This is a genomic window from Amycolatopsis sp. NPDC000009 (genome assembly GCF_055563465.1).
Genome location: NZ_JBVHDI010000005.1, coordinates 465,608 through 483,156, shown reverse-complemented (window position 1 = coordinate 483,156; position 17,549 = coordinate 465,608). Strand labels below are relative to the sequence as shown.

Sequence of the window (17,549 nt, the reverse complement as noted above, 5' to 3'; positions counted from 1 at the left end):
GGACTCGGGCTCGGGGGGGGTCGGTGCCCGGGGGGGGGTGGCGTGTGGGGGGCCGGGGGGGGGGGGCGGGGGGCGGGGGGGGGGGGCGGGGGGGGCGGGGGGGGGGGGCGGGGGGGGGGGGGGGGGGGGGGGGGGGGGGGGGGGGGGGGGGGGGGGGGGGGGCGGGGGGGCCCCCCCCCCCCCCCCCCCCCCCCCACTGCCCCTTCCCAGTGCGGTGCGGTGGCTGACCCTGTGGCTGGGACTGGGCTATCGGTGGGGTTTGATCAGCACCACGGGACGTACCCGGTGCCACCACCACCCGGCCCGGTGGACTGGCGGACTTCCCACAGATCGCTGCGCATCCAGCCGCTGCGCCATCCGCCCGAGGTGTAAAGGCTCATCCAGCCCCAGGTGTAGCCGCCGTGCGGGATCTTGCAGCCGACGTAGGCGGTCGAGTTGCGGTAGCCCAGGGCAAGGACTCGGCCGCTCGGGACCGATGCGCGCAGCCGGGCACCGTTGGCGGTGATGTCGACGTAGGAGCCGCCCTGCGCCTGAACTCCGCCCGCGGACCGCATGGCCTGGTTGTCGCCGCGGCGGTGCGCCATGCCCGACCACGGGTCGGACTGCAGGCCGCGGATCTCGGTCCCGTCCGGCGCGATCGCGGGTACGTCGATTCCTGCGAGGCCACCGGGGACGGGGCCGACGTCCGCGTCCGGGGCGAGCTTCAGTCTGGCCTGCGCGGAGCCCGGATCCCAGTTGCCGTCGATGCTGATGACCCCAGTGGGTGCGGCGCTGGCGGTGCTCGTGGTCACGGCGGCCCCGCCCACGACGAGTGCGCCGAGCGCGAGCGCGGTCAGCGCGATCCGCCCGCGGCCGGTTGTGGTGGTCGTCGAGTTCACGTTTCTCCTCCAAGATGCGGCGAAAGCCGCGTCGTAGTTCATTTCCTGTTGGGATAGAGGGAAAACCTGGTGCTTCCCCTCGGTTGTTGTCCGTTCCGGACGGTCGGCGCGCTGCGAGGTGAACGAGCCTGTCCGCGGGAACGGGAGAGGCGCCGGGGCAGCGCTGGCGGGCGCTGCCCCGGCGGGTATCAGCCGGTCACCGCGTGGTGGCCCGGTCGCGGCGGGACCGGCGTGGCGTCCTTCTCCGGTGCCCTGCCCGCTCCGGGCTTGCCGGTTCCCGGCTTGCCAGTTCGCGGCGTCGGGGTACCGGGTTTGCCGGTGGGCTTGCCTGTGGGGGCCGGGGTGCCGGTCGGGTCCGGTTTACCGGTCGGCGGCTGTGTGGTCGGCGGGGTCGTTGCCTTGTCACAGCTCACTCCGGCGGCGGCGACGGTCTGGCTCTTCGTGCCCTTGACGTCGGTGATGGTGACGGTGACGCCGACGACGCTGGGGCCGCCGCCCTTTCCGGGGACGACCTGGAAGAATTTCGAATTCTGGGCGCTGCCGGAGAAGTTGACCCTGGTGATTCCCTGTTCGCAGGTCGCGGTGACCGAGCCGAGTGCCTTGCCGCCGACGGTCAAGTTGCCGACGGTCGCCTTGGCGTAGCCGGGCCGGGTCTCGGTCGAGATTCCCGACGCGGAGAACGACATCCCGGAGATGGAGCCGCTGTTGGCGGCCTTGTTCTCGTTCCCGGTTGCCCTGACACCGAACGCGGTGGATCCGGCTGCGGCGGCGGGCGATGCGGTGGTGGAGGCGGTGACGCCGATGAGACCTGCGGCGAGGATGCCGCCGATGCCGGCGGTCACGAGCACCCGGCGGGTGGCGGGTCGATCGAGTGTGTGGACCACGTGGTCCCCCCTTGTGTGAGTGAAGTGAATGCGGGTGGTCACGTGATCTCCACGAGGCTGCCCAAGGGCACGGTCCGGGAGATCACGTCGAGTGCGTCGGCGGGAACGCGGACGCAGCCGTCAGAGGAGGCCCGCCCGAAAACCGTTGGGGTGGGCCAGGAATGTATGGCGGTTGTCCCCGGACCGCCGCCATAAGTGGAGTAGGTGTCCGAGTGCGAGCCGAGCGGCAGGACGACACGACTGAATGCCTGCGGGCTGGTGTCCAAAATGGATGAAAGGATGAACGTGCGGCCCGCTGGAGTGGCCGCGCCCGGCCGGCCGATGCCGACCGTCCAGATCCCGAGATGACGGTCCTGCTCGAACAGTGTCAGGGTGAAGCGAGCGCGGTCGACGACGAGACGGTGCTTGCTGCGCTCGACGGTGACGGCCGGGTCGTCGAGGGATACCCAGCCGGTGGATCCGTTGGGACGGCTGGGAAGCAGGACCTGCGCCCAGCCTGGTTCCTCGGTGATCACGGGAACCTTCGTCTCGGTCCTCAGCTCGCCGAATGTCTGCTGCGCGGGAAGCGCCGCGATCGGCGGCCCGCCGGGCAGCGCGTACACCGCGATCGTGGTGGTGGGGTGGATGATTCGGCCCGAGGCGCGCGCACTGGGCGCGGGGTCCTGTGGTGCACCAGGAATGGTGGTGAAGGTCGTAGCATGGGGAAGTTCGGCGAAGCTTTGTGCGCTGATCTCCCGCGGTACCACGATCTGCTCGGTGTCCGGCGAGCTCGGGATGTCGGAGCTGCCGGGCAGGCTGGTGACCGTCACCGTCGGCTCGTCGGAAGTGATGATGATCGCGGCTGTCAGCGCGATGGCGACGGCGGCCAGCCCCGCGATCGCGGCCAATCCGGTCCGGCGGTTCCGTGCGCTCGAGGGCGGCTCCGTCGAGCCGCGCCGTCCCGGTGGGGTGTTCGAGCCGAGCGAGGCGTCCTGCTCGTGTCCGGTCTGACTCGGCTGCGGGGGCTGGTCGCCGTCCTTGTCCATGGGAACCTCCGTTCGGTGGGGTTGCTGGGAATGGGCCGGGGTGCCGTGGCGACGCGTTCCTGCGCGGAGCGCCGCCACGGCACAAACGGGGACTACTTGCTGAGCGCGGCGGGGAAACCGGCGGCCGGTGTGCCGACGCCGGTCAGCGGGTCCCAGCCGGGGCCGCTCTGCAGTGACTGGGGCTTCTGGTCGAAGTCCACGAGGTAGCTGCCCTGCCCAGGGGGAACGGTGACTCCGCCGTAGGAGCCCAGCCGATCGGTCCAGACCCCGCCGTCGCGGTGCTTGACGTCCGAGATCGCCGGCGTTCCCGAGAGGTCGTAGATCGCGGGGTTCACGAACCCGAGCCGATCGATGCCCGCGGCTTGCGCGGAGGCGGCGATCATGCCTGCCAGCAGCGGCGAGGCGAGGCTGGTGCCGCCGGAGGCGTATTCGACATAGCCGTGACCGGGAACGGTGTGGCCCACGGCGAAACCGGTGTAGGCATCGGCCAAGGCGGCGATGTCGGGAACCGCTCGCCGGGTGCTGGACACCTTGCCCGCCTGGTATTGCGGACGCTCGAACACCTGCGACACGCCACCGCCGGCACCGCCCGCGAACGGCCCGTCCCTGTCCTGGGTCGGGACATAGCGATCACCGGACTGGACCAGCGCGGTGGAGGTCCATCCGGTGTCCCAGAGTTTCTTGCCCGCGCCGTCGATCGCGGCCGAGGTGCCGCCGACGGCGGTGACCCACGGGTGAGAGCTCGGGAAGGTCGCCGACTGTTTTCCGCCGGTCACGCCGGTAAGGTCGCCCGCGTCGCCGGAAGAGAACAAGATCGACTGGCCTTGGATGGCGGCCTGGACGCCGATGGAATCCATCAGCTGCCGGGATGCGGGCGACACGGTCGTCTCGTCGCCGTTGTAGGCCCACGAGTTGGTGATGATCCCGACTTCGTTGTCCGCGACGGCCTTGTTGAGCGCGGTGTAGAGACCGCGGCAGTCCCGCCCGGCATAGTAGGTGATCTTCGCGGCCGGGGCGATGGTGTGTGCGGCCTGCACGTCGAGGGCCTGCTCACCGGCCCACCCGTCGGGCTCGCAGGCGGGGTCCGGGTTGAATCCGCCGTCGGGCAGCTTCACCGTGTACTGGCCGGGCGCCAGCGGCGGCGAGCCGAACTTCGCGGCCGCGCGGTTGGCGTCAGCGAAGGTGCGGTCGCCGTTGTAGGCGGCGACGATGCCAACGTTGGTCCCGGCCCCGGTCTGCGTGGCGGTCAGCCCGTACAGTCCCCGAGTCTGTGCCGTGTTGTAGCCGCAGATTTCGTTGGACTGATCGGGATATTTGCGGGGCACGCCGCTGTTGACGGTCTGGCCCCAGTACGTCGCGCAGCCGGTTCCGTCCGCGGCCTGTGCCTGTGCCGCAGACGTGCGGCGATCCACCCGCTGCGGAGTGATGGTCTTCTCGGAGTCGTCCAGTCCGACCACCGCGGTCACCGCGTCACGAAGGGAGGCGGGAAGGGTGATCGCTGACTCCGGGGCGACCAGGTTCTCGACCTTGCCGTGCTTTCCGCGGTGCTGGTAGGTGGAAAGCTTGGCGCCGAAGGCTTTTTCCAGAGTTGAGGTGTCGGCGACCGCCTCGATGAGGTGCCGGTTCGCCGACACCTCGGTGATGCGGACGCCCTGCTTCTGCAGCCAGCTGCGGACCTTGTTGACGGTGTCGTTGGTCGCGGCGAACCGGTGCGTGAACTGGGCGGTCGTCAAGACCTTGCGGTAGTGCGGTGAGCCGGGTGTGCTGATCGCCTTCGCCAGCCGCTCGGCGCCGGCCCGATCTCGCAGGGCCAGCGCGACCTGGATGCGACGCTGCGTGCCGCCGTCGGTGCCTCCGATCTTGGCGGCCGGTGTGGCCCAGGCCGGTGTGCTGCCCGTGACGGCGACCCGGTTGCCGTCCTGGCCGGTCGTGGCGATCGCGGGTGTCGCGGCCGCGATCCCGGCGAGTGCCGCGCATCCGGCGATCACGCCGGCTGCGCGAGATGGTCGTACTGCCATGTGTTGCCCCCGTTACTCGGTTGGCGTGTGCAACACGCCGGAATAGTGCGCTGGCCATCAATTCACGGGATGGGAAGAGTCGAATAGACGCAGTGCTGACGGTTGGGTTCAGCGCTATTTCCCGTGTGGGCCACTCGCGTTCCGATGTGCGGCCAGCGTCTCGATGCTGACCTGTGAACTGCGGTTTCCCGGTTCACGACTCACTCTGCACAACCGTCAAATGATCTGTCAACCAATTACGAAAACATTTTCTTGCCGCATTATATTGAGCATTTTTGGGCAGGGTGAAGCGTTCGAGGACCGAATGGTATAGAGGTCCGCGAGCTGTCGAATGAAGGTTTTGTTTATCGGATCGGGCTTGGCTCCACCTTTTCCGCGACGAAAGGGATTCCTGATCCGCACACGGTCGCGTTGGCTAGTGGGTTGAAGGTGTAGCCGGTGATGCGGACGTGTTCCTGTGCTGGGGCGCCTTCGAACACGGCGCGTTCATGGTCGGTCGCGACCTGGCCGACGAGCCGGAGTTGCTGCCCGTGGTCGGTGACCATCTCGGCGCATCCGACGTGGTCGGTGCGCCAGGTGGCGGTGCCGTCGACGACGATCTGTGGTCCGGGTCGGTCGGTGGGGGCTGGGTTCACCCAGCCGGTGAGGGGCGGCGGGGACGGCCCGGGGGTGCCGCCGCTACAGGCGAGAAGGGAAGCCGCGGTCGCGGCGAGCACGAGGGCCAAGCTGGTCCGGGGTTTCATGCGCCGCCTCCGGGGCGCTGGTGAGCGGCGCGGACGACCTCTTCCGCGACCAGGATCAGCGAGTTCGGCTCCTGCATCCGCGCCATCAGGGGAGCCAGCAGGTCATGCGCTCGCGCGGCGGTGAATCCCCGCCCCAGCAGCCAGACCTCGCGGGACTCCGTGCCGCAGCGCCGGACGGCGTAGATCTCGCGGGTCCGTGCGATGTAGCCCACCTGCCAGCATCCCGCCCGTGCGAGCGGCTTTTCGATCGGGTCGTCGCCCTCGCGTCGCCACAGTTCGCCGTAGTCCTCGCCCGCGATGGTGCCCGCGAGCCCGTCTGGTGACGCGTCCCGGCGGGTGTCGGCCAGAAAGTAGGAGGCGTCCTCGAATACCGCTACTCCGGCGGGTACGGCCGGGGAGCGCGTCCATCCGGCCACTGCTTCGGCGAGCAGTCCCTCCTGAGGCGCCATCGCGATCACAAAGGCTCGGAGAGCCCGCTTCATGGCAAGGGTCTCCGCGTGAATCCTGCACGCTTCGAGATAGCTGTCATGTGCCTTCTCGGACTCGGCTCGCACCTCGGCGCGGCGAGTGCGCGCGAACCAACTTCGACCCAATTGCACCAGCAGTCGTCGTAGCCGCGCGTATTCGGCGATGTCGGCGGCTGCTCTGTCGGCCGCGCGCTGCTCCAGGTCTCGCACGTGGGCGTCCATCCGCAGGACGTCAGCGGCGGCGTCACTCCGGGGCTGGCGCTGCTCCAGCAGCATCGCGGCGACCTGGGCTGGCACGGTCGCGCTGCGCTCACCCAGGTGCAGTACCAGTCGGTGAGCATCCAGGGTGCTTTCCCACCACGGTTCGGCCGGCGCGGAGGAGGCGAGGCTGGTCATGCCACTGCCATCGACGGTAGCGCGACGGGCTGTGGCTGCCCCGGTGGTGTCGGCGGTGAGGAGGGGGCGAACCAGTAGTTGGTCGTGCCCGGATCGATCGCGTAGGTGGCGAAGACGCTGTAGCCGACCGTGCGCATGGCGGCGACGAGTTCGTCTTTGGTGGTGGTGTGCAGAAATCCAGTGAACTGCGGCGTCGCGCGCGGGTCGCGCGGCTGGCGGGCGACGTGCGCCCAGCCCGAGTCGTCGTCCCGGACGAGAACGAGAAGCGGGGCGACGGGCGGGGTGGAGTCGGTCATCGTGGTTCCTCCTCGATCGGACGGGCTGGCCTGCGGCATCGGTAGCTGTGGTCACGCCGCTCCCGTGGCATCGGGATGCGCGTGATCGGAGAGATAGGAGCGGATCAGGCCGGCGACATAGGACGGATCCCGGCGATGAGCCAGGTGTCCGTGCCGCCGCATGCGCACCACCCGGCTGGCCGGAATGGTCTGCGCGAGCGCGAGGGTGGAGTCGCGATTGGGGTGCGTAGCTGAGCGCTCGCCGAGCAGCAACATCGTCGGCACGGCGATCGCGGCGTAGGTGTCCGGTGTCCACACGAGACGGTCGGCGGCCTTGATTTCCGGCAATAGCGCCGGAACCTGGCTCTGCAGCCAGGCGTTCCCGGCCTGGCGTTGGGCGGCTTCGGGAGTGAGGCCGGCGACGTCGCGCAGGTACATGAGCAACGCGGCGGCGTGATCTCCGCCCGCAGCGGCGGCGGATATCGGGGCGAGCAGGTCACCGACGATCGGCCCGCCCGCAGTCAGCGGCGGCTCGTAGAGCACGGCGGCCGCGATTGGCAGCACCGGGGTGCGCAGAAGTGCACGGAGGGCGATCAGGGCACCATAGGAGTGCCCAACGATCCGCGCGGCCCCGTCGACCAGTTCGAGTACCACGGCCAGGTCATCGATCTCCCGATCCAGTGAGTAGCCCTCACCGGCGTCGGCCCGCCGCCGTTGCGGCAACCAGCACCGATATCCCCGGCGGGCGAGCGAGGACGCGACCGGCAGCCAGCTCACCGAGCTGTCCATTCCGCCGTGCACGAGGACGACGTCGGGGCCGACCCCGACACGGTGGACCATGATCGGCGTGCCGTCCGCGCTGGTCACAATCCGCCTGTCGATCAGATTCGAGCGCATGCCTTTCCCCTTCGTAACGCTGGCCGTCCACTAGCCGCGGCCGGTCATTGCCGGGCGGCGGTCAAGTCGATCGAGCCGGCGTGGGTGTGCGGCGATGTCGCCACCGCGCACCCGCGGGGAAGGGGGTACTCGATCTCGTTGGTGGCGGGCGCTACCGCAGTCGAAGACGGCGGCGCCCGCCGGGCACGTGCCGCGGAGGTACATCCGGGCGGCACGATGGTTCATCCGGTGCGGCTGGTCCAGGCGCCGGGAATGGCGCCCGGACCAGCGCGTTGACCGCCGGGTTGGTGAAACCGGCGCTCAGGTCTGCCGTGGTCATGGGCTGGTACCGGCGGGCGCTACACCCGCGGGGACCGACGAGCACGTCACGGTCGGGCGCTGTCGACTCGGCCACCTGACGCGTGATCCCCATCTGCACGCTCATCGGACTCTCCCCCCTTCCATGATCCCTCCCCACAGGCGGCTGACCTGCGTCGTTGCCGTTCGGAACAGCGATACCATCCCGCTGCAAGTAGGAGATTCGCGTTCCAGTTCGGTTTCGACATGACGAGCATAGGGAAGCGGGTAGGAAAGTCAACTGAAACGCGGATCCACTACCTGGCGGACCGCCGTCGTGTTGACAAAAAATTGGCAAACTTGAGCGCGAACCAAGGTAAAAGTGCAGGTAGAGGCCTGATCGGGACCGGGGATTGTTTCAGGCGAAGTCGACACAACTTTCTCCGATGACCGCGATTCGGTTAGGATCTGCAGCTGCAGACACCACTCGCGATGCTGCGGTGGCCTGCTACTGGGGATGAAGGTCCGATGCCGTGAGGTACCGGATGTGACGGCTGGAGCTGAGACACGGTGGCGGACGAGGATCGAGGCGATCCGCGCGGCAACCTCGCGCAAAAATTGCGGTACCTCCACTGGACTCAGCGGGGGCTGGGTAACCAGATGCTGTCCTTCGAGGACATAGCCACAGGCGTCACTCGTGCCACCGGGCGGCAGTGCGGCGAGACATACATCGAGAAGTTGTTCACCGGGCAGCCCGTCCGGCATCCCGATCCGGAGCGGCTGGAGGCGATCCTGACGCAGTTCGGGAAGACGCTCGCCGATCTGGAGGACCGCGGGGATCCGCAGGGCACGTTCGGGCAGAGGCTGCAGCACCTGCGATATCAGTACGGCCAGGAGCGGGGCAAGCCATTGACACAGGAGGAGATCGCGGAGCACGTTCGTCGCTACACCGGACGGAGTTGCCGAGCGGAGTACATCGGCCAGTTGCTCAACGATCGTGAGCCGAACGGCCTGGCGAAGGACAAGATCGAAGCCTTGGCCGCGTTCTTCGAGGTTTCGCCGGCCTTCTTCTTCGATGACGAGAAGTCACGTGCCGACCAGCAGAAGCTGGAAGCTCAGGACGCATTGCTCAGCGCGTTGCAGGAGCTGCGGGAGGTCGGAGGAGACTTCGCTGCCGCGTTCCGGCAGCCTAACCCGGGGCAAGCAATGTCCCCTCAGGACATGCTGCAGCTGGCCACGGAGATCCGGGCCTACGTCGGCGCGCTACGGAAGCAAGGTAACGAGTCCAAGGCTTGACGGCGCGATCTGGATGTCATGGCGGTGCGCGCGGTCTCGGCGTTCGTGGCTCAGTGCCGGCGCGAGCCCGCGTCGTTGATCATGGCGTGGGTGGCTTTGCCGACCAGGGGAGTGCTGAACGCGCGAGCTACTCTGAGCTGGAACAGGATTTCCTCGGCTCTGCCGTCCGGTTCCGCGATCCGGCTGTCGGGATCCAGTGGTCCGGCGGGGAACCCGTTGGTCTTGGCGGCGATCGCGCCCCGCAGTTGCGCGGCCTCGATCGCCGCTGCCCGCTTTTCCGGGCTCAAACGTTCGGCATCGACGATACGCGTGGCGGCCGCGGTCGCAGCGGGGTTCATCCAGGCCGTGAGGGACCGTTGCGCGTCCCGGTTCTCCACCAGGTACCTGGTGATCCGGAAGGCTGTGCCGTCGCCGGTGTCCCGCTCGGAGAGCTCCCGGGCGACCTGGGGAACGGCCGTCACGAGCCTGGCATGCAATCCCGCCAGCTTGCGTTCGAACGACCGCCGCCTCAGTAATACCCACGCCGCCGAGAGGTGAGGGCCCAGGTCGGGCAGGAACCATCCGACGGTGTACAGGATCGACCCCACACCGAGCGCGGCGACCGTGATCGGTTCCCACGCCGCACCGGAGATACCGAACAGCAGCGGGGCGAGGATGTCCGCGACGCGGCCGAAGATGTAGATCAGCTGCAGCAACGTCGCGGCGATGATGACCCGGAATGCGCGCCGGACCCACATGGTCGGCGCGGCGCGAATCGCGCGCCGCGCGAGGCGGCGGACGTCGTACTGCCCGACGGCGAACGCCGTGATGTACACGGCGAGGTACGCGGGGGAGGAGATGGCGCGGGAAACGGCGAATCCGGCGCGGTCATCGGTGTAGGTGGCGTTGAACAGCACCACCATGGCGATCACGACGGCGGCGACCAGGGCGAGCCGTGGCGTCACCCGGCGCCAGGCTTCCATGCGGTCGTAGCCATAGTGCAGGAGGACGACGGTGTTACAGCCGATGATCGCGATCACCGAAATCTGCGCCAGGAGGCCCCCGAGTGAGCTGATCCCGAAGGTCTCCGCGATGGGATGCCACAGCCACGGCGTGACCAGCCCCCACCCGAGAACGATGAAGAAGAAGATCCCGCAGAGCCCGATGTTGGCGAGATTCGGGACCGCGACGGCCTTGCGGATGCGGTAGAGCAGGGCGAGGAAGGCGATTCCCGCGCACAGCGGGTACACGATGGTGGTCACTGGGTTGGTCAGCTCCGTGGCGCGAACAGTGCGGACAGTCGTGCGGCGAGGTCGAGGATTTCCTGGTCGCCGCTGATCCGGCGCGTCAAGTCCGCTGTCCAGCGCGTCCGGCTCGCGAGCATGGTTCCGAGGTACTCGGCCTGCCACTCCGCGGGCGAGTCCGAATGGTCTCGGCCGAGTACGCCCTGGACCATGCTCGGGCTGAGCGAGGGCCACAGTGTCTTGATCGCGGTGAGGTCGATGACCGGGCCTGCTTGGTGCTCATAAATGGCGTGTGCGAGTTCGTGCCGGACGATGGCCGCCTGATGGTCGGGCGCCGCCCGCTTCTCGAACGCGATGTAGTCGACGCCGGCCGTGGTCGACAGCCACATCCCGGTGACCTGGTCGGGCAATTCCATCGGCACGAGCCGGGTCTCGCGTCCTCGCGCCTCACCCACCCGCTCGCACAGCTCGGGCAGACGGATCTTCGTGAACCTCGGCAACCGTAGGCGCGCCAGTCGCTGCCGTGCGTCTTCGCGCAGGTCGTCTTCTGCGGCGCCTGCCCCGGTGTCGTGCTTCATGACTCTCCAGCGATAGAAATCCGTCACGGCCGGGGGGAGCCGCCGTCGTGGTTGTTGGCATTTTGCGCCGCGGTCACCCATTTCTGTAGCTGCTGCAAAATGCCGCCCATGTCCTGGGGGGACGGGGGCTCCGAATCCGCACGGAAGACGACCGAGGACACGCCGAGTTTTTCCTTGACTTCGAGGTTCTGCCTTAGGGTGCCGAACTCGCTGTTGACCTGGTCGAACACCGCTTCGTCGAGCAGGTAGGCCACGCGTTCGACACCGAGTCCGGCGGCGAGCTTGACCAGGGTGTCCAGGCTTGGGTTTGCGGTCCCCGCCTCGATTTCACCGAGGGCGCGCCGGGACACGCCTGTCGCTTCGGAGAGCGCGGCCTGGGTCCTGAGGCGGCCATTCGGGTGATGTGTCCGGGCGTATTTCAACCGGCGGCCGACGTCGGATTTCACTGTCTCCAGCAGCGCATCTGTTGCTGATTCGGACATCGCGATCACTCCCCCCACGGTGATGTGCAGTGTACTGCACAATCGGCAGTTCGTTGCACAATACGACCTGTCCGGGCTATCGTCGCCCAACATAACGGGAATCGCGGGAACTCTTCACGGGGCGTCACATCGCGGACGGGGCCGCAGACGCTATCCGAGAGCAGGACTCGCTCATCAGCGGCGTTTCTCGCACGTTGCCACCATGCACGCGGGAGAACGCCGTCCTATGGCAATGGGGAGGTTGCTGTAGTGAATGCCGAGACACGACGCATCGAGGCAAAATGCCATGCGGCGCTGGGATCGCTGAACCTGCCCGACCGGTTCAGCACCGAGGATCTGCTGGATGCGACCAGTGCGAAGACCGGCCGGAAAGTCATCGTCCGGCCCGCCGAGCTTTCTGGCTTGATGCCGTTCGGCATGGTGCTGGAAACAGCCACCACTTACACGATTCTGTGCCCGCGCAACACCTCGAAGCTACACCGCACGCATATCACCAACCATGAGCTGGGTCACGTGCTGTTGCACCTGTCGAATGCTGACGGCCCGGAACCACCGCGCAACTATGAGTTTGAACGCACAGTCCGCCAGCTGATCCCCGACTTGCATCCAGATCTGGTCGCGAGGCTTCGCGCACGCACGACCTATGAGGACACGCAGGAGCGTGAGGCCGAATACTTCGCGACGATGGCGCAGGCCCGGACCGTGCACGTCCAGCTGCCTGACCAGCGGGTCGATGAGGAATTCCCCGACGGGCTCGCGGCGCTGTTCGACGTCCCGAGGCGCCGCGGCGGCGTGTCCTGTTCCTGACGCCACTGGGCGTTGGCTTCGTCAAGAGTTCTCCGAGCACCGCCGCGGGATCGGCCGCCGGCGGCTTGTTTCGGGTTTCGGTGAAACACGGCCAGAGATGGCACAGTCTGATGGCACTGTCAGGTGGGGAGATCAAAAGGCATGCGATTCAAAGCAGTGGCGGCTGTAGTGGGGGCTCTTCTGGTGGCGGCGTCAGCCGCTGGATGCGGTGCTTCGGACTCGGGCACCGACACGGGGGTCCCCCGTGTGGCGATCGTTTTGGGAGGCCTACCTAATGATGGTGGCTTCAACCAGGCTGGGGCTTCCGCGGTGGATCAGCTGGCCAAGGAAGGCAAGATCGAGGCCCAGGTCCGGCCTGGAGCTGATGAACGCAAGGCCGAGAGCTATTTTCAGCAGTTCGCCGCTGAGGGCTACGACCTGGTGATCGGTTGGTCGGCGACGTTCTCCGCATCGATGTACAAGATCAGCGCGGACTCGAAGTACGCCAAGACAAAGTTCCTCGTCACGGGCGACTCCAGCGACAAACAGAAGACCTCCCCGAATGTGGAGACCTGGACCTACGACAACCTCTCCTACGGCTACTTGCTGGGGTGGATCGCCGGGCACGCACAGCTGTCCCCGATCGGCATCATCGACGGAAAGCCGTTGCCCGCGCAGAAAAAGAAGTGGGAAGGCTTCGCGCTCGGGGTAAAGGCCGTTCAACCGACCGCCGAGGTCCGGGAGCCCGTCTTCATCGGCAGCTGGGAAGACGCGCTACTGGCCAATCAGGCCGCGACAGCGCAGATCGGCAGCGGGGCACGCATGATCGCCACCAACAGCGAGGGCTTCTCTCCGGGCATCGCCTCGGCCGCAGCGGCTCGCAACGTGGCCACCGTCGGCATGGCATCGACCGCCAGTGCCGAGACCAAGAAAGTCAACATCGGCCGAGCGAAGCTTGACATGCTCCCGCTGCTACGCCAGATCGTCGACCGGGTCAAGAACGGCACGTTCGGTGGCCAGACCTCGACGAGCACGATCGGGAACCGTTCCCTGGTGCTTGACGAACTCACCAAGGTCGAGGCGACTCCGGCGCTTCCGGTCGACCTCCAGGCTCGGGCGCAGGATCTCGCCCAGCAGATCGCCGACGGCAAGATCAAGATCGGGTCGTGAACCCGGTTCTTTCCCTGCGCGGCGTGTCCCGCAGGTTCGGTACCGTCCAGGCTCTGCTGGGGGTGGACCTGGACTTCGGACCTGGGGTGCACGCCGTGCTAGGAGAGAACGGCGCCGGCAAATCCACGGCGATCAAGATCCTGGCAGGTCTCGACCAACCGGACACCGGGACCGTCGAACTGGACGGGAACCCGATCCGGTTACGGACACGAGACTCGGCCATCGAGCAAGGAATCGGACTGATCCCGCAAAACGGCAGCCTGATTGGCGAGCTCACGCTGCTCGAGAACCTCGCACTGACCCAGCCACGTCAGCTGATCCGGCGCCGCCACGTCCGCGAAGTCCTGGAAGCCGCGGCCACATCCGCCGCACTTCCCATCGACATGACCACCCCGGTGAGACGGCTGGGCCGCGCTCAGCAGCAACTCGGCGAACTGGCTCTCGCCGTCGCACAAGGCGCCCGGATCCTGTTGCTGGACGAACCCACATCCGTGCTCGACGCCGACGAGATCCACGGCTTGCACGTCAAGCTGCGCGAGTTCGCGCACGACGGCATCACCGTTGTCCTGATCACTCATCACCTGCACGAGGTACGTGCGGTCGCCGACGCCGCGACAGTGCTCTCGCACGGCACGGTGTCCTGGTCCGGACAGGTCGCCGACGTCGACGACCTGTCCTTGGCTCGGGCGATGGTCGGCGAGCTGCCCTCCAGCACGCCACCGTCCCGGCCGCCGATCGGCGACGATGCCGAACCCGCGCTAGTCCTCGACGGGGTATGGGCCGCGACCGACGATCTCGCGCCGGTCCGGGACATCAACCTGAGCGTGCGGCCCCGGGAAATCGTGGCCGTCACCGGAACTGCGGGCAGCGGCCAGCGCGCACTCGCCGAGGCCGCCGCCGCGGTCATCCAGCCCGAGCGCGGCACCCGCCGCGTCACCGGAACCGTCGCCTACATTCCCGAGCGGCGCGCCGACGCGCTCCTGCCCAGTCTGCCGCTGAAATGGTCGGCAGTGCTGCCGCGCCTGCGGGACCGGCGCTTCACCCGCTTCGGCATGGTGCGCCAGAACGCCGTCGACGAGTTCGCCCGGGACCTGCTCGCCCGCTTCGACGTCCGGCCACCGGACCCGGATCTGTCCGCTGACGCGCTCTCAGGCGGAAATGCCCAGAAACTCGTGATGGGCCGAGAGCTCGACGCCGCGCCCGCAGTCGCGGTCGTGCACGCGCCAACCCAGGGACTGGATCTGCGCGCCGCGCAACAGAGTTGCGAACTGATCCTCGCCACCGCCGCGGCGGGTGCCGCGGTTCTGCTGCTCTCCGCCGACCATGAAGAAGCGCGCACGCTAGCCGACCGTGTCCTGGTGCTGCGCGATGGCCGCATCGTCGGCGAGCACACCGCAGCCGACTACGACGACGCCGTGCACCGTCTGGTCGACGTCCGTCCCGATGAGGACGGCACGGCATGACACGGCTGCGTATGCCGGTGACCGGCCGGTCCCGGCTTTATGGCATCGGGGCAGCGTGCGTGCTCGGTGGCTTCGCCGTGGTGGCCGGGATCCTCGCCGTCACGGGCGGCGATCTCGCGGTCGCCGTGTCCGGCTGGGCCTACGGTGCGGTCGGCACCCCCTACGCGATCAGCCAGACACTCGCCTACGCCGCTCCGCTGGTCCTCATCGCGCTCGGGGCGACCCCGGCGCTGCGGGCGGGGGTCATCGTCGTCGGTGCCGAAGGGCAGGTGATCGTCGGGGCGATCACGGCGACGGCCGTTGCGCTGTCCCCCTTGGGACACCTGCCGATGGCGCTGGCGTTGCCCTTCGGCGCGCTGGCAGGCGCGGTCGGCGGCGCGTCGTGGGCGATGATCCCCGCGATCCCTCTGCTGCGCTGGCGGGTCAGCGAGATCCTCACCGCGCTGATGGCCAACTACATCGCGCTCCATCTGCTGACCTACCTTCTGCGGACGAGCATGCGGGACCCCGAAGGCCACTCGACTCCGCGCAGCGCGGAACTGCCCGGGCCATCGCAGATCCCGCTCCTGCCGACGGCGGGCAGACTCACCGCCGGAGTCATCGTGGTGGCTCTGCTCGTTCTCGCCGGTGTCTGGTGGCATCGCACCCGGACCGCGAGAGCCCTGGACGTATTCGCCGAGAACCGCTGGCTAGCAGGGCGGCTCGACGTGACACCGGCGCGAGCGATCCTGGGCACCGGCGCGGTCTCCGGAGCGGCCGCCGGGCTCGCGGGCTGGATGCAGGTGGCCGGGGTCGACGGGAATCTCACCCCCGGAGTAGCCGGCGGCATCGGCTTCACCGGTCTGGTCGTCGCGGTGATCGGCGCCAGCCGACCGGTTCCGATCGTCGCCGCCGGATTGATCATGGCGTCACTGACCACCGGCGCAAGCGGGATCCAACTGCTCTCCCCATCGACGCCCTCGTCGATCGGTCAAGTGACGCAAGGGGTCCTGCTGCTCGCGGTGGCCCTGGCGCTCGCGCTGACCCAGCGGCACCGCGCACGGCGGAGGGCCTCCGATGGCTGAGTTTCTGACGTTGCTGCTCGGCGCCGCATTCATCGCGGCAGCTCCGCTGATCCTGGCCGGGCTCGGCGAAATGGTCCTCGAACGCAGCGGGGCCGGGTTCAACTTGGGCATCGACGGGATCATGCTGGTCGGGGCTCTCGCGGGAGTGCTCGGTTCGGCGGCGGCCGGACCGTGGATCGGGCTGCTGACCGGTCTCGCGGCCGGTGTCGCGGGCGGCCTGGTGTACGCGGTTAGCGTGGCGCTCGGTGTGGACATTGTCCTGACCGGCATCGCTATGTCGATCGTCGGCGCCGGTGTCTCCACATATGCCTTCGAGATCATCGCCCCGGCCGGTAGGACGAACATCTCCGCTCCGCTCCTGCCGACGATGCCGGTACCAGGCCTGGCGCACCTGCCAGTGGTCGGGCCGCCGCTGCGGGAATTGAGCGTCGGCTTGTGGCTGGCGATCGCCGTAGCGATCGTGGCGGCATGGACACTCAGGTCCACGAGAGCTGGTCTGCGGATGCGGGCTGCGGCAGATCACGACATCGCCGTGCAGCGCGGGATCGCGGTCGGCCGCTACCGGCTGGTGGCCGCGCTGATCGCCGGAGGGCTCGCCGGGGTCGCGGGCACGGTGTTGGCGGTCAGCACGATCGGCACGTTCACCCCGCTGATGACCGGCGGGCGAGGGTTCCTTGTTCTAGCGGTTGTGATCATCGGCCGCCAGACACCCGGCGGTGTGGTCGCAGGCGCCGCGCTGTTCGCTGTCATGGACGGGCTGGCGTTGCTCGCACAGACCCGCGACCTCGGTCTTGCCACCGAGGTCTATCACTTGCTGCCGTACCTCACGGCGTTGGTCGTGCTCTGCGCGCACGCTCGCTGGCAGCTTCGCGGCAGCGCCAGGAGGATCAGCCCCGGCTCTGCCCTGTCACCTGTCCCCGGCGTCCCCACGTCGGACACACGCGAATCCCCTCCCCATCCGAAAGGTGCCCCTCATGGCAGACCCGATTCCTGAGACCGCCGCCCAGCTCTACAACGCCCTGGGACAGGCCTACGAGGACGCTTTCGGTCACCAGCCCGCCCTCGGGGCCACGCTCGAGCACCTGCTACCTCTACTGCCGTCACGGTCGAAGATTCTCGACGTCGGATCAGGAACCGGCGCACTGGTGGCGCTGACCTGCGCGGAGGCTGGCCATGACGTGACCGGGTATGACGTGTCCGAGACCATGATCGAACTGTCCCGGTCGCGTGTGCCCGCAGCGACGTTCGAACTGGCGGACATGCGCGACCTCGAGTTCAGCGAAGGCACATGGGATGCGATTCTGGTGTTCTTCTCGATGCTGCAGCTACCACGCACGGACCAAGACGCGATGATCTCCCGGTTCGCCCAGTGGCTCGCTCCGGGCGGCTACTTCGTTCTGGCGACCGTCCCTAGGGACAACCCCGGTAGGGTCGGCGAATGGATGGGCCATTGGGTGCAGACCTTCAGCTATCCCATACCGGTTCTGCGGAAACGGATTGAGGACACGGGATTGCAGGTCGTGCGTGAGGTGCAGGTGGAATTCATCCCGGCCAGTGACAGGGCACATCCCGAGCCGCAAGTCTACTTCACCGCGCGGAAGTCCCTCGCGTCGTGAACACAACCCGCC

General features: G+C 68.1%; 18 protein-coding genes. 7 read left to right on the top strand and 11 right to left on the bottom strand.

The genetic code is table 11. From position 1 onward, the window contains the following. Positions 1–263 precede the first annotated feature (263 nt). The 8 genes from ACZ3HL_RS18055 to ACZ3HL_RS18020 all read right to left on the bottom strand — a co-directional run bounded on the left by ACZ3HL_RS18055 (position 264) and on the right by ACZ3HL_RS18020 (position 7,583). Positions 264–878, bottom strand: coding sequence for a hypothetical protein (locus tag ACZ3HL_RS18055; protein WP_465532227.1), 615 nt, complete (start codon positions 876–878; stop codon positions 264–266). A 188-nt stretch (positions 879–1,066) separates the two neighbouring features. After that, on the bottom strand, positions 1,067–1,762 hold the full coding sequence (locus ACZ3HL_RS18050) for a hypothetical protein (protein WP_465532226.1): 696 nt from the start codon (positions 1,760–1,762) through the stop codon (positions 1,067–1,069). 38 nt (positions 1,763–1,800) lie between these two features. Then, positions 1,801–2,787, bottom strand: coding sequence for a L,D-transpeptidase (locus ACZ3HL_RS18045; protein ID WP_465532224.1), 987 nt, complete (start codon positions 2,785–2,787; stop codon positions 1,801–1,803). Positions 2,788–2,879: 92 nt separating this feature from the next. After that, positions 2,880–4,805 carry a S53 family peptidase gene (locus tag ACZ3HL_RS18040; RefSeq protein ID WP_465532222.1) on the bottom strand — a complete coding sequence of 642 codons (1,926 nt, stop codon included), beginning with the start codon at positions 4,803–4,805 and terminating at the stop codon, positions 2,880–2,882. 344 nt (positions 4,806–5,149) lie between these two features. Then, positions 5,150–5,548 carry a hypothetical protein gene (locus ACZ3HL_RS18035; protein ID WP_465532220.1) on the bottom strand — a complete coding sequence of 133 codons (399 nt, stop codon included), beginning with the start codon at positions 5,546–5,548 and terminating at the stop codon, positions 5,150–5,152. Further along, positions 5,545–6,411, bottom strand: a complete 867-nt coding sequence (locus ACZ3HL_RS18030; RefSeq protein ID WP_465532218.1) for a hypothetical protein — start codon at positions 6,409–6,411, stop codon at positions 5,545–5,547. The genes ACZ3HL_RS18035 and ACZ3HL_RS18030 overlap by 4 nt, the downstream gene beginning before the upstream one ends. Further along, the gene (locus ACZ3HL_RS18025) at positions 6,408–6,707 is read right to left on the bottom strand and encodes a hypothetical protein (RefSeq protein WP_465532216.1); all 300 of its coding nucleotides are present in this window, start codon (positions 6,705–6,707) and stop codon (positions 6,408–6,410) included. The genes ACZ3HL_RS18030 and ACZ3HL_RS18025 overlap by 4 nt, the downstream gene beginning before the upstream one ends. Before the next feature lie 51 nt (positions 6,708–6,758). Continuing rightward, entirely contained in the window at positions 6,759–7,583 is an 825-nt protein-coding gene (locus tag ACZ3HL_RS18020; RefSeq protein WP_465532214.1) for an alpha/beta fold hydrolase, read from the bottom strand. Between the two features lie 846 nt (positions 7,584–8,429). On the opposite strand from ACZ3HL_RS18020, the gene ACZ3HL_RS18015 reads away from it, so the two are divergent. Further along, a complete protein-coding gene (locus ACZ3HL_RS18015; protein WP_465532212.1) occupies positions 8,430–9,155 on the top strand; it encodes a helix-turn-helix domain-containing protein in 726 nt (241 codons plus the stop codon). A gap of 50 nt (positions 9,156–9,205) precedes the next feature. On the opposite strand, the gene ACZ3HL_RS18010 is transcribed toward ACZ3HL_RS18015, so the two are convergent. The 3 genes from ACZ3HL_RS18010 to ACZ3HL_RS18000 are packed head-to-tail and all read right to left on the bottom strand — an operon-like array spanning position 9,206 to position 11,438. After that, positions 9,206–10,396 carry an MAB_1171c family putative transporter gene (locus tag ACZ3HL_RS18010; protein WP_465532210.1) on the bottom strand — a complete coding sequence of 397 codons (1,191 nt, stop codon included), beginning with the start codon at positions 10,394–10,396 and terminating at the stop codon, positions 9,206–9,208. An 8-nt stretch (positions 10,397–10,404) separates the two neighbouring features. After that, positions 10,405–10,956 (bottom strand): hypothetical protein, encoded by a 552-nt coding sequence (locus ACZ3HL_RS18005; RefSeq protein ID WP_465532208.1) that lies wholly within the window; start codon positions 10,954–10,956, stop codon positions 10,405–10,407. 23 nt (positions 10,957–10,979) lie between these two features. Next, positions 10,980–11,438 carry a helix-turn-helix domain-containing protein gene (locus ACZ3HL_RS18000; protein WP_465532243.1) on the bottom strand — a complete coding sequence of 153 codons (459 nt, stop codon included), beginning with the start codon at positions 11,436–11,438 and terminating at the stop codon, positions 10,980–10,982. A gap of 249 nt (positions 11,439–11,687) precedes the next feature. On the opposite strand from ACZ3HL_RS18000, the gene ACZ3HL_RS17995 reads away from it, so the two are divergent. From ACZ3HL_RS17995 to ACZ3HL_RS17970, 6 genes are all read left to right on the top strand, one after another. Beyond that, a complete protein-coding gene (locus ACZ3HL_RS17995) occupies positions 11,688–12,245 on the top strand; it encodes a hypothetical protein (RefSeq protein ID WP_465532206.1) in 558 nt (185 codons plus the stop codon). Positions 12,246–12,386: 141 nt separating this feature from the next. Next, positions 12,387–13,394 carry a BMP family ABC transporter substrate-binding protein gene (locus ACZ3HL_RS17990; RefSeq protein ID WP_465532204.1) on the top strand — a complete coding sequence of 336 codons (1,008 nt, stop codon included), beginning with the start codon at positions 12,387–12,389 and terminating at the stop codon, positions 13,392–13,394. Then, on the top strand, positions 13,391–14,857 hold the full coding sequence (locus ACZ3HL_RS17985) for an ATP-binding cassette domain-containing protein (RefSeq protein WP_465532202.1): 1,467 nt from the start codon (positions 13,391–13,393) through the stop codon (positions 14,855–14,857). The genes ACZ3HL_RS17990 and ACZ3HL_RS17985 overlap by 4 nt, the downstream gene beginning before the upstream one ends. Next, the gene (locus tag ACZ3HL_RS17980) at positions 14,854–15,921 is read left to right on the top strand and encodes an ABC transporter permease (protein ID WP_465532200.1); all 1,068 of its coding nucleotides are present in this window, start codon (positions 14,854–14,856) and stop codon (positions 15,919–15,921) included. Before ACZ3HL_RS17985 ends, ACZ3HL_RS17980 begins: the two co-directional genes overlap by 4 nt. Then, a complete protein-coding gene (locus ACZ3HL_RS17975; protein WP_465532198.1) occupies positions 15,914–16,915 on the top strand; it encodes an ABC transporter permease in 1,002 nt (333 codons plus the stop codon). Before ACZ3HL_RS17980 ends, ACZ3HL_RS17975 begins: the two co-directional genes overlap by 8 nt. Then, positions 16,896–17,537: a class I SAM-dependent methyltransferase gene (locus ACZ3HL_RS17970; protein ID WP_465532196.1), complete on the top strand. Its 642-nt coding sequence runs from the start codon at positions 16,896–16,898 to the stop codon at positions 17,535–17,537. The genes ACZ3HL_RS17975 and ACZ3HL_RS17970 overlap by 20 nt, the downstream gene beginning before the upstream one ends. Positions 17,538–17,549 lie beyond the last annotated feature (12 nt).

What these genes read in the sequence shown, in the direction of transcription:
- ACZ3HL_RS18045 (WP_465532224.1), bottom strand. Translation starts at nt 2,787, where the DNA reads ATGGACAAGGACGGCGACCAGCCCCCGCAGCCGAGTCAGACCGGACAC.
- ACZ3HL_RS18040 (WP_465532222.1), bottom strand. Translation starts at nt 4,805, where the DNA reads ATGGCAGTACGACCATCTCGCGCAGCCGGCGTGATCGCCGGATGCGCG.
- ACZ3HL_RS18035 (WP_465532220.1), bottom strand. Translation starts at nt 5,548, where the DNA reads ATGAAACCCCGGACCAGCTTGGCCCTCGTGCTCGCCGCGACCGCGGCT.
- ACZ3HL_RS18030 (WP_465532218.1), bottom strand. Translation starts at nt 6,411, where the DNA reads ATGACCAGCCTCGCCTCCTCCGCGCCGGCCGAACCGTGGTGGGAAAGC.
- ACZ3HL_RS18025 (WP_465532216.1), bottom strand. Translation starts at nt 6,707, where the DNA reads ATGACCGACTCCACCCCGCCCGTCGCCCCGCTTCTCGTTCTCGTCCGG.
- ACZ3HL_RS18020 (WP_465532214.1), bottom strand. Translation starts at nt 7,583, where the DNA reads ATGCGCTCGAATCTGATCGACAGGCGGATTGTGACCAGCGCGGACGGC.
- ACZ3HL_RS18005 (WP_465532208.1), bottom strand. Translation starts at nt 10,956, where the DNA reads ATGAAGCACGACACCGGGGCAGGCGCCGCAGAAGACGACCTGCGCGAA.
- ACZ3HL_RS18000 (WP_465532243.1), bottom strand. Translation starts at nt 11,438, where the DNA reads ATGTCCGAATCAGCAACAGATGCGCTGCTGGAGACAGTGAAATCCGAC.
- ACZ3HL_RS17990 (WP_465532204.1), top strand. Translation starts at nt 12,387, where the DNA reads ATGCGATTCAAAGCAGTGGCGGCTGTAGTGGGGGCTCTTCTGGTGGCG.
- ACZ3HL_RS17980 (WP_465532200.1), top strand. Translation starts at nt 14,854, where the DNA reads ATGACACGGCTGCGTATGCCGGTGACCGGCCGGTCCCGGCTTTATGGC.
- ACZ3HL_RS17975 (WP_465532198.1), top strand. Translation starts at nt 15,914, where the DNA reads ATGGCTGAGTTTCTGACGTTGCTGCTCGGCGCCGCATTCATCGCGGCA.
- ACZ3HL_RS17970 (WP_465532196.1), top strand. Translation starts at nt 16,896, where the DNA reads ATGGCAGACCCGATTCCTGAGACCGCCGCCCAGCTCTACAACGCCCTG.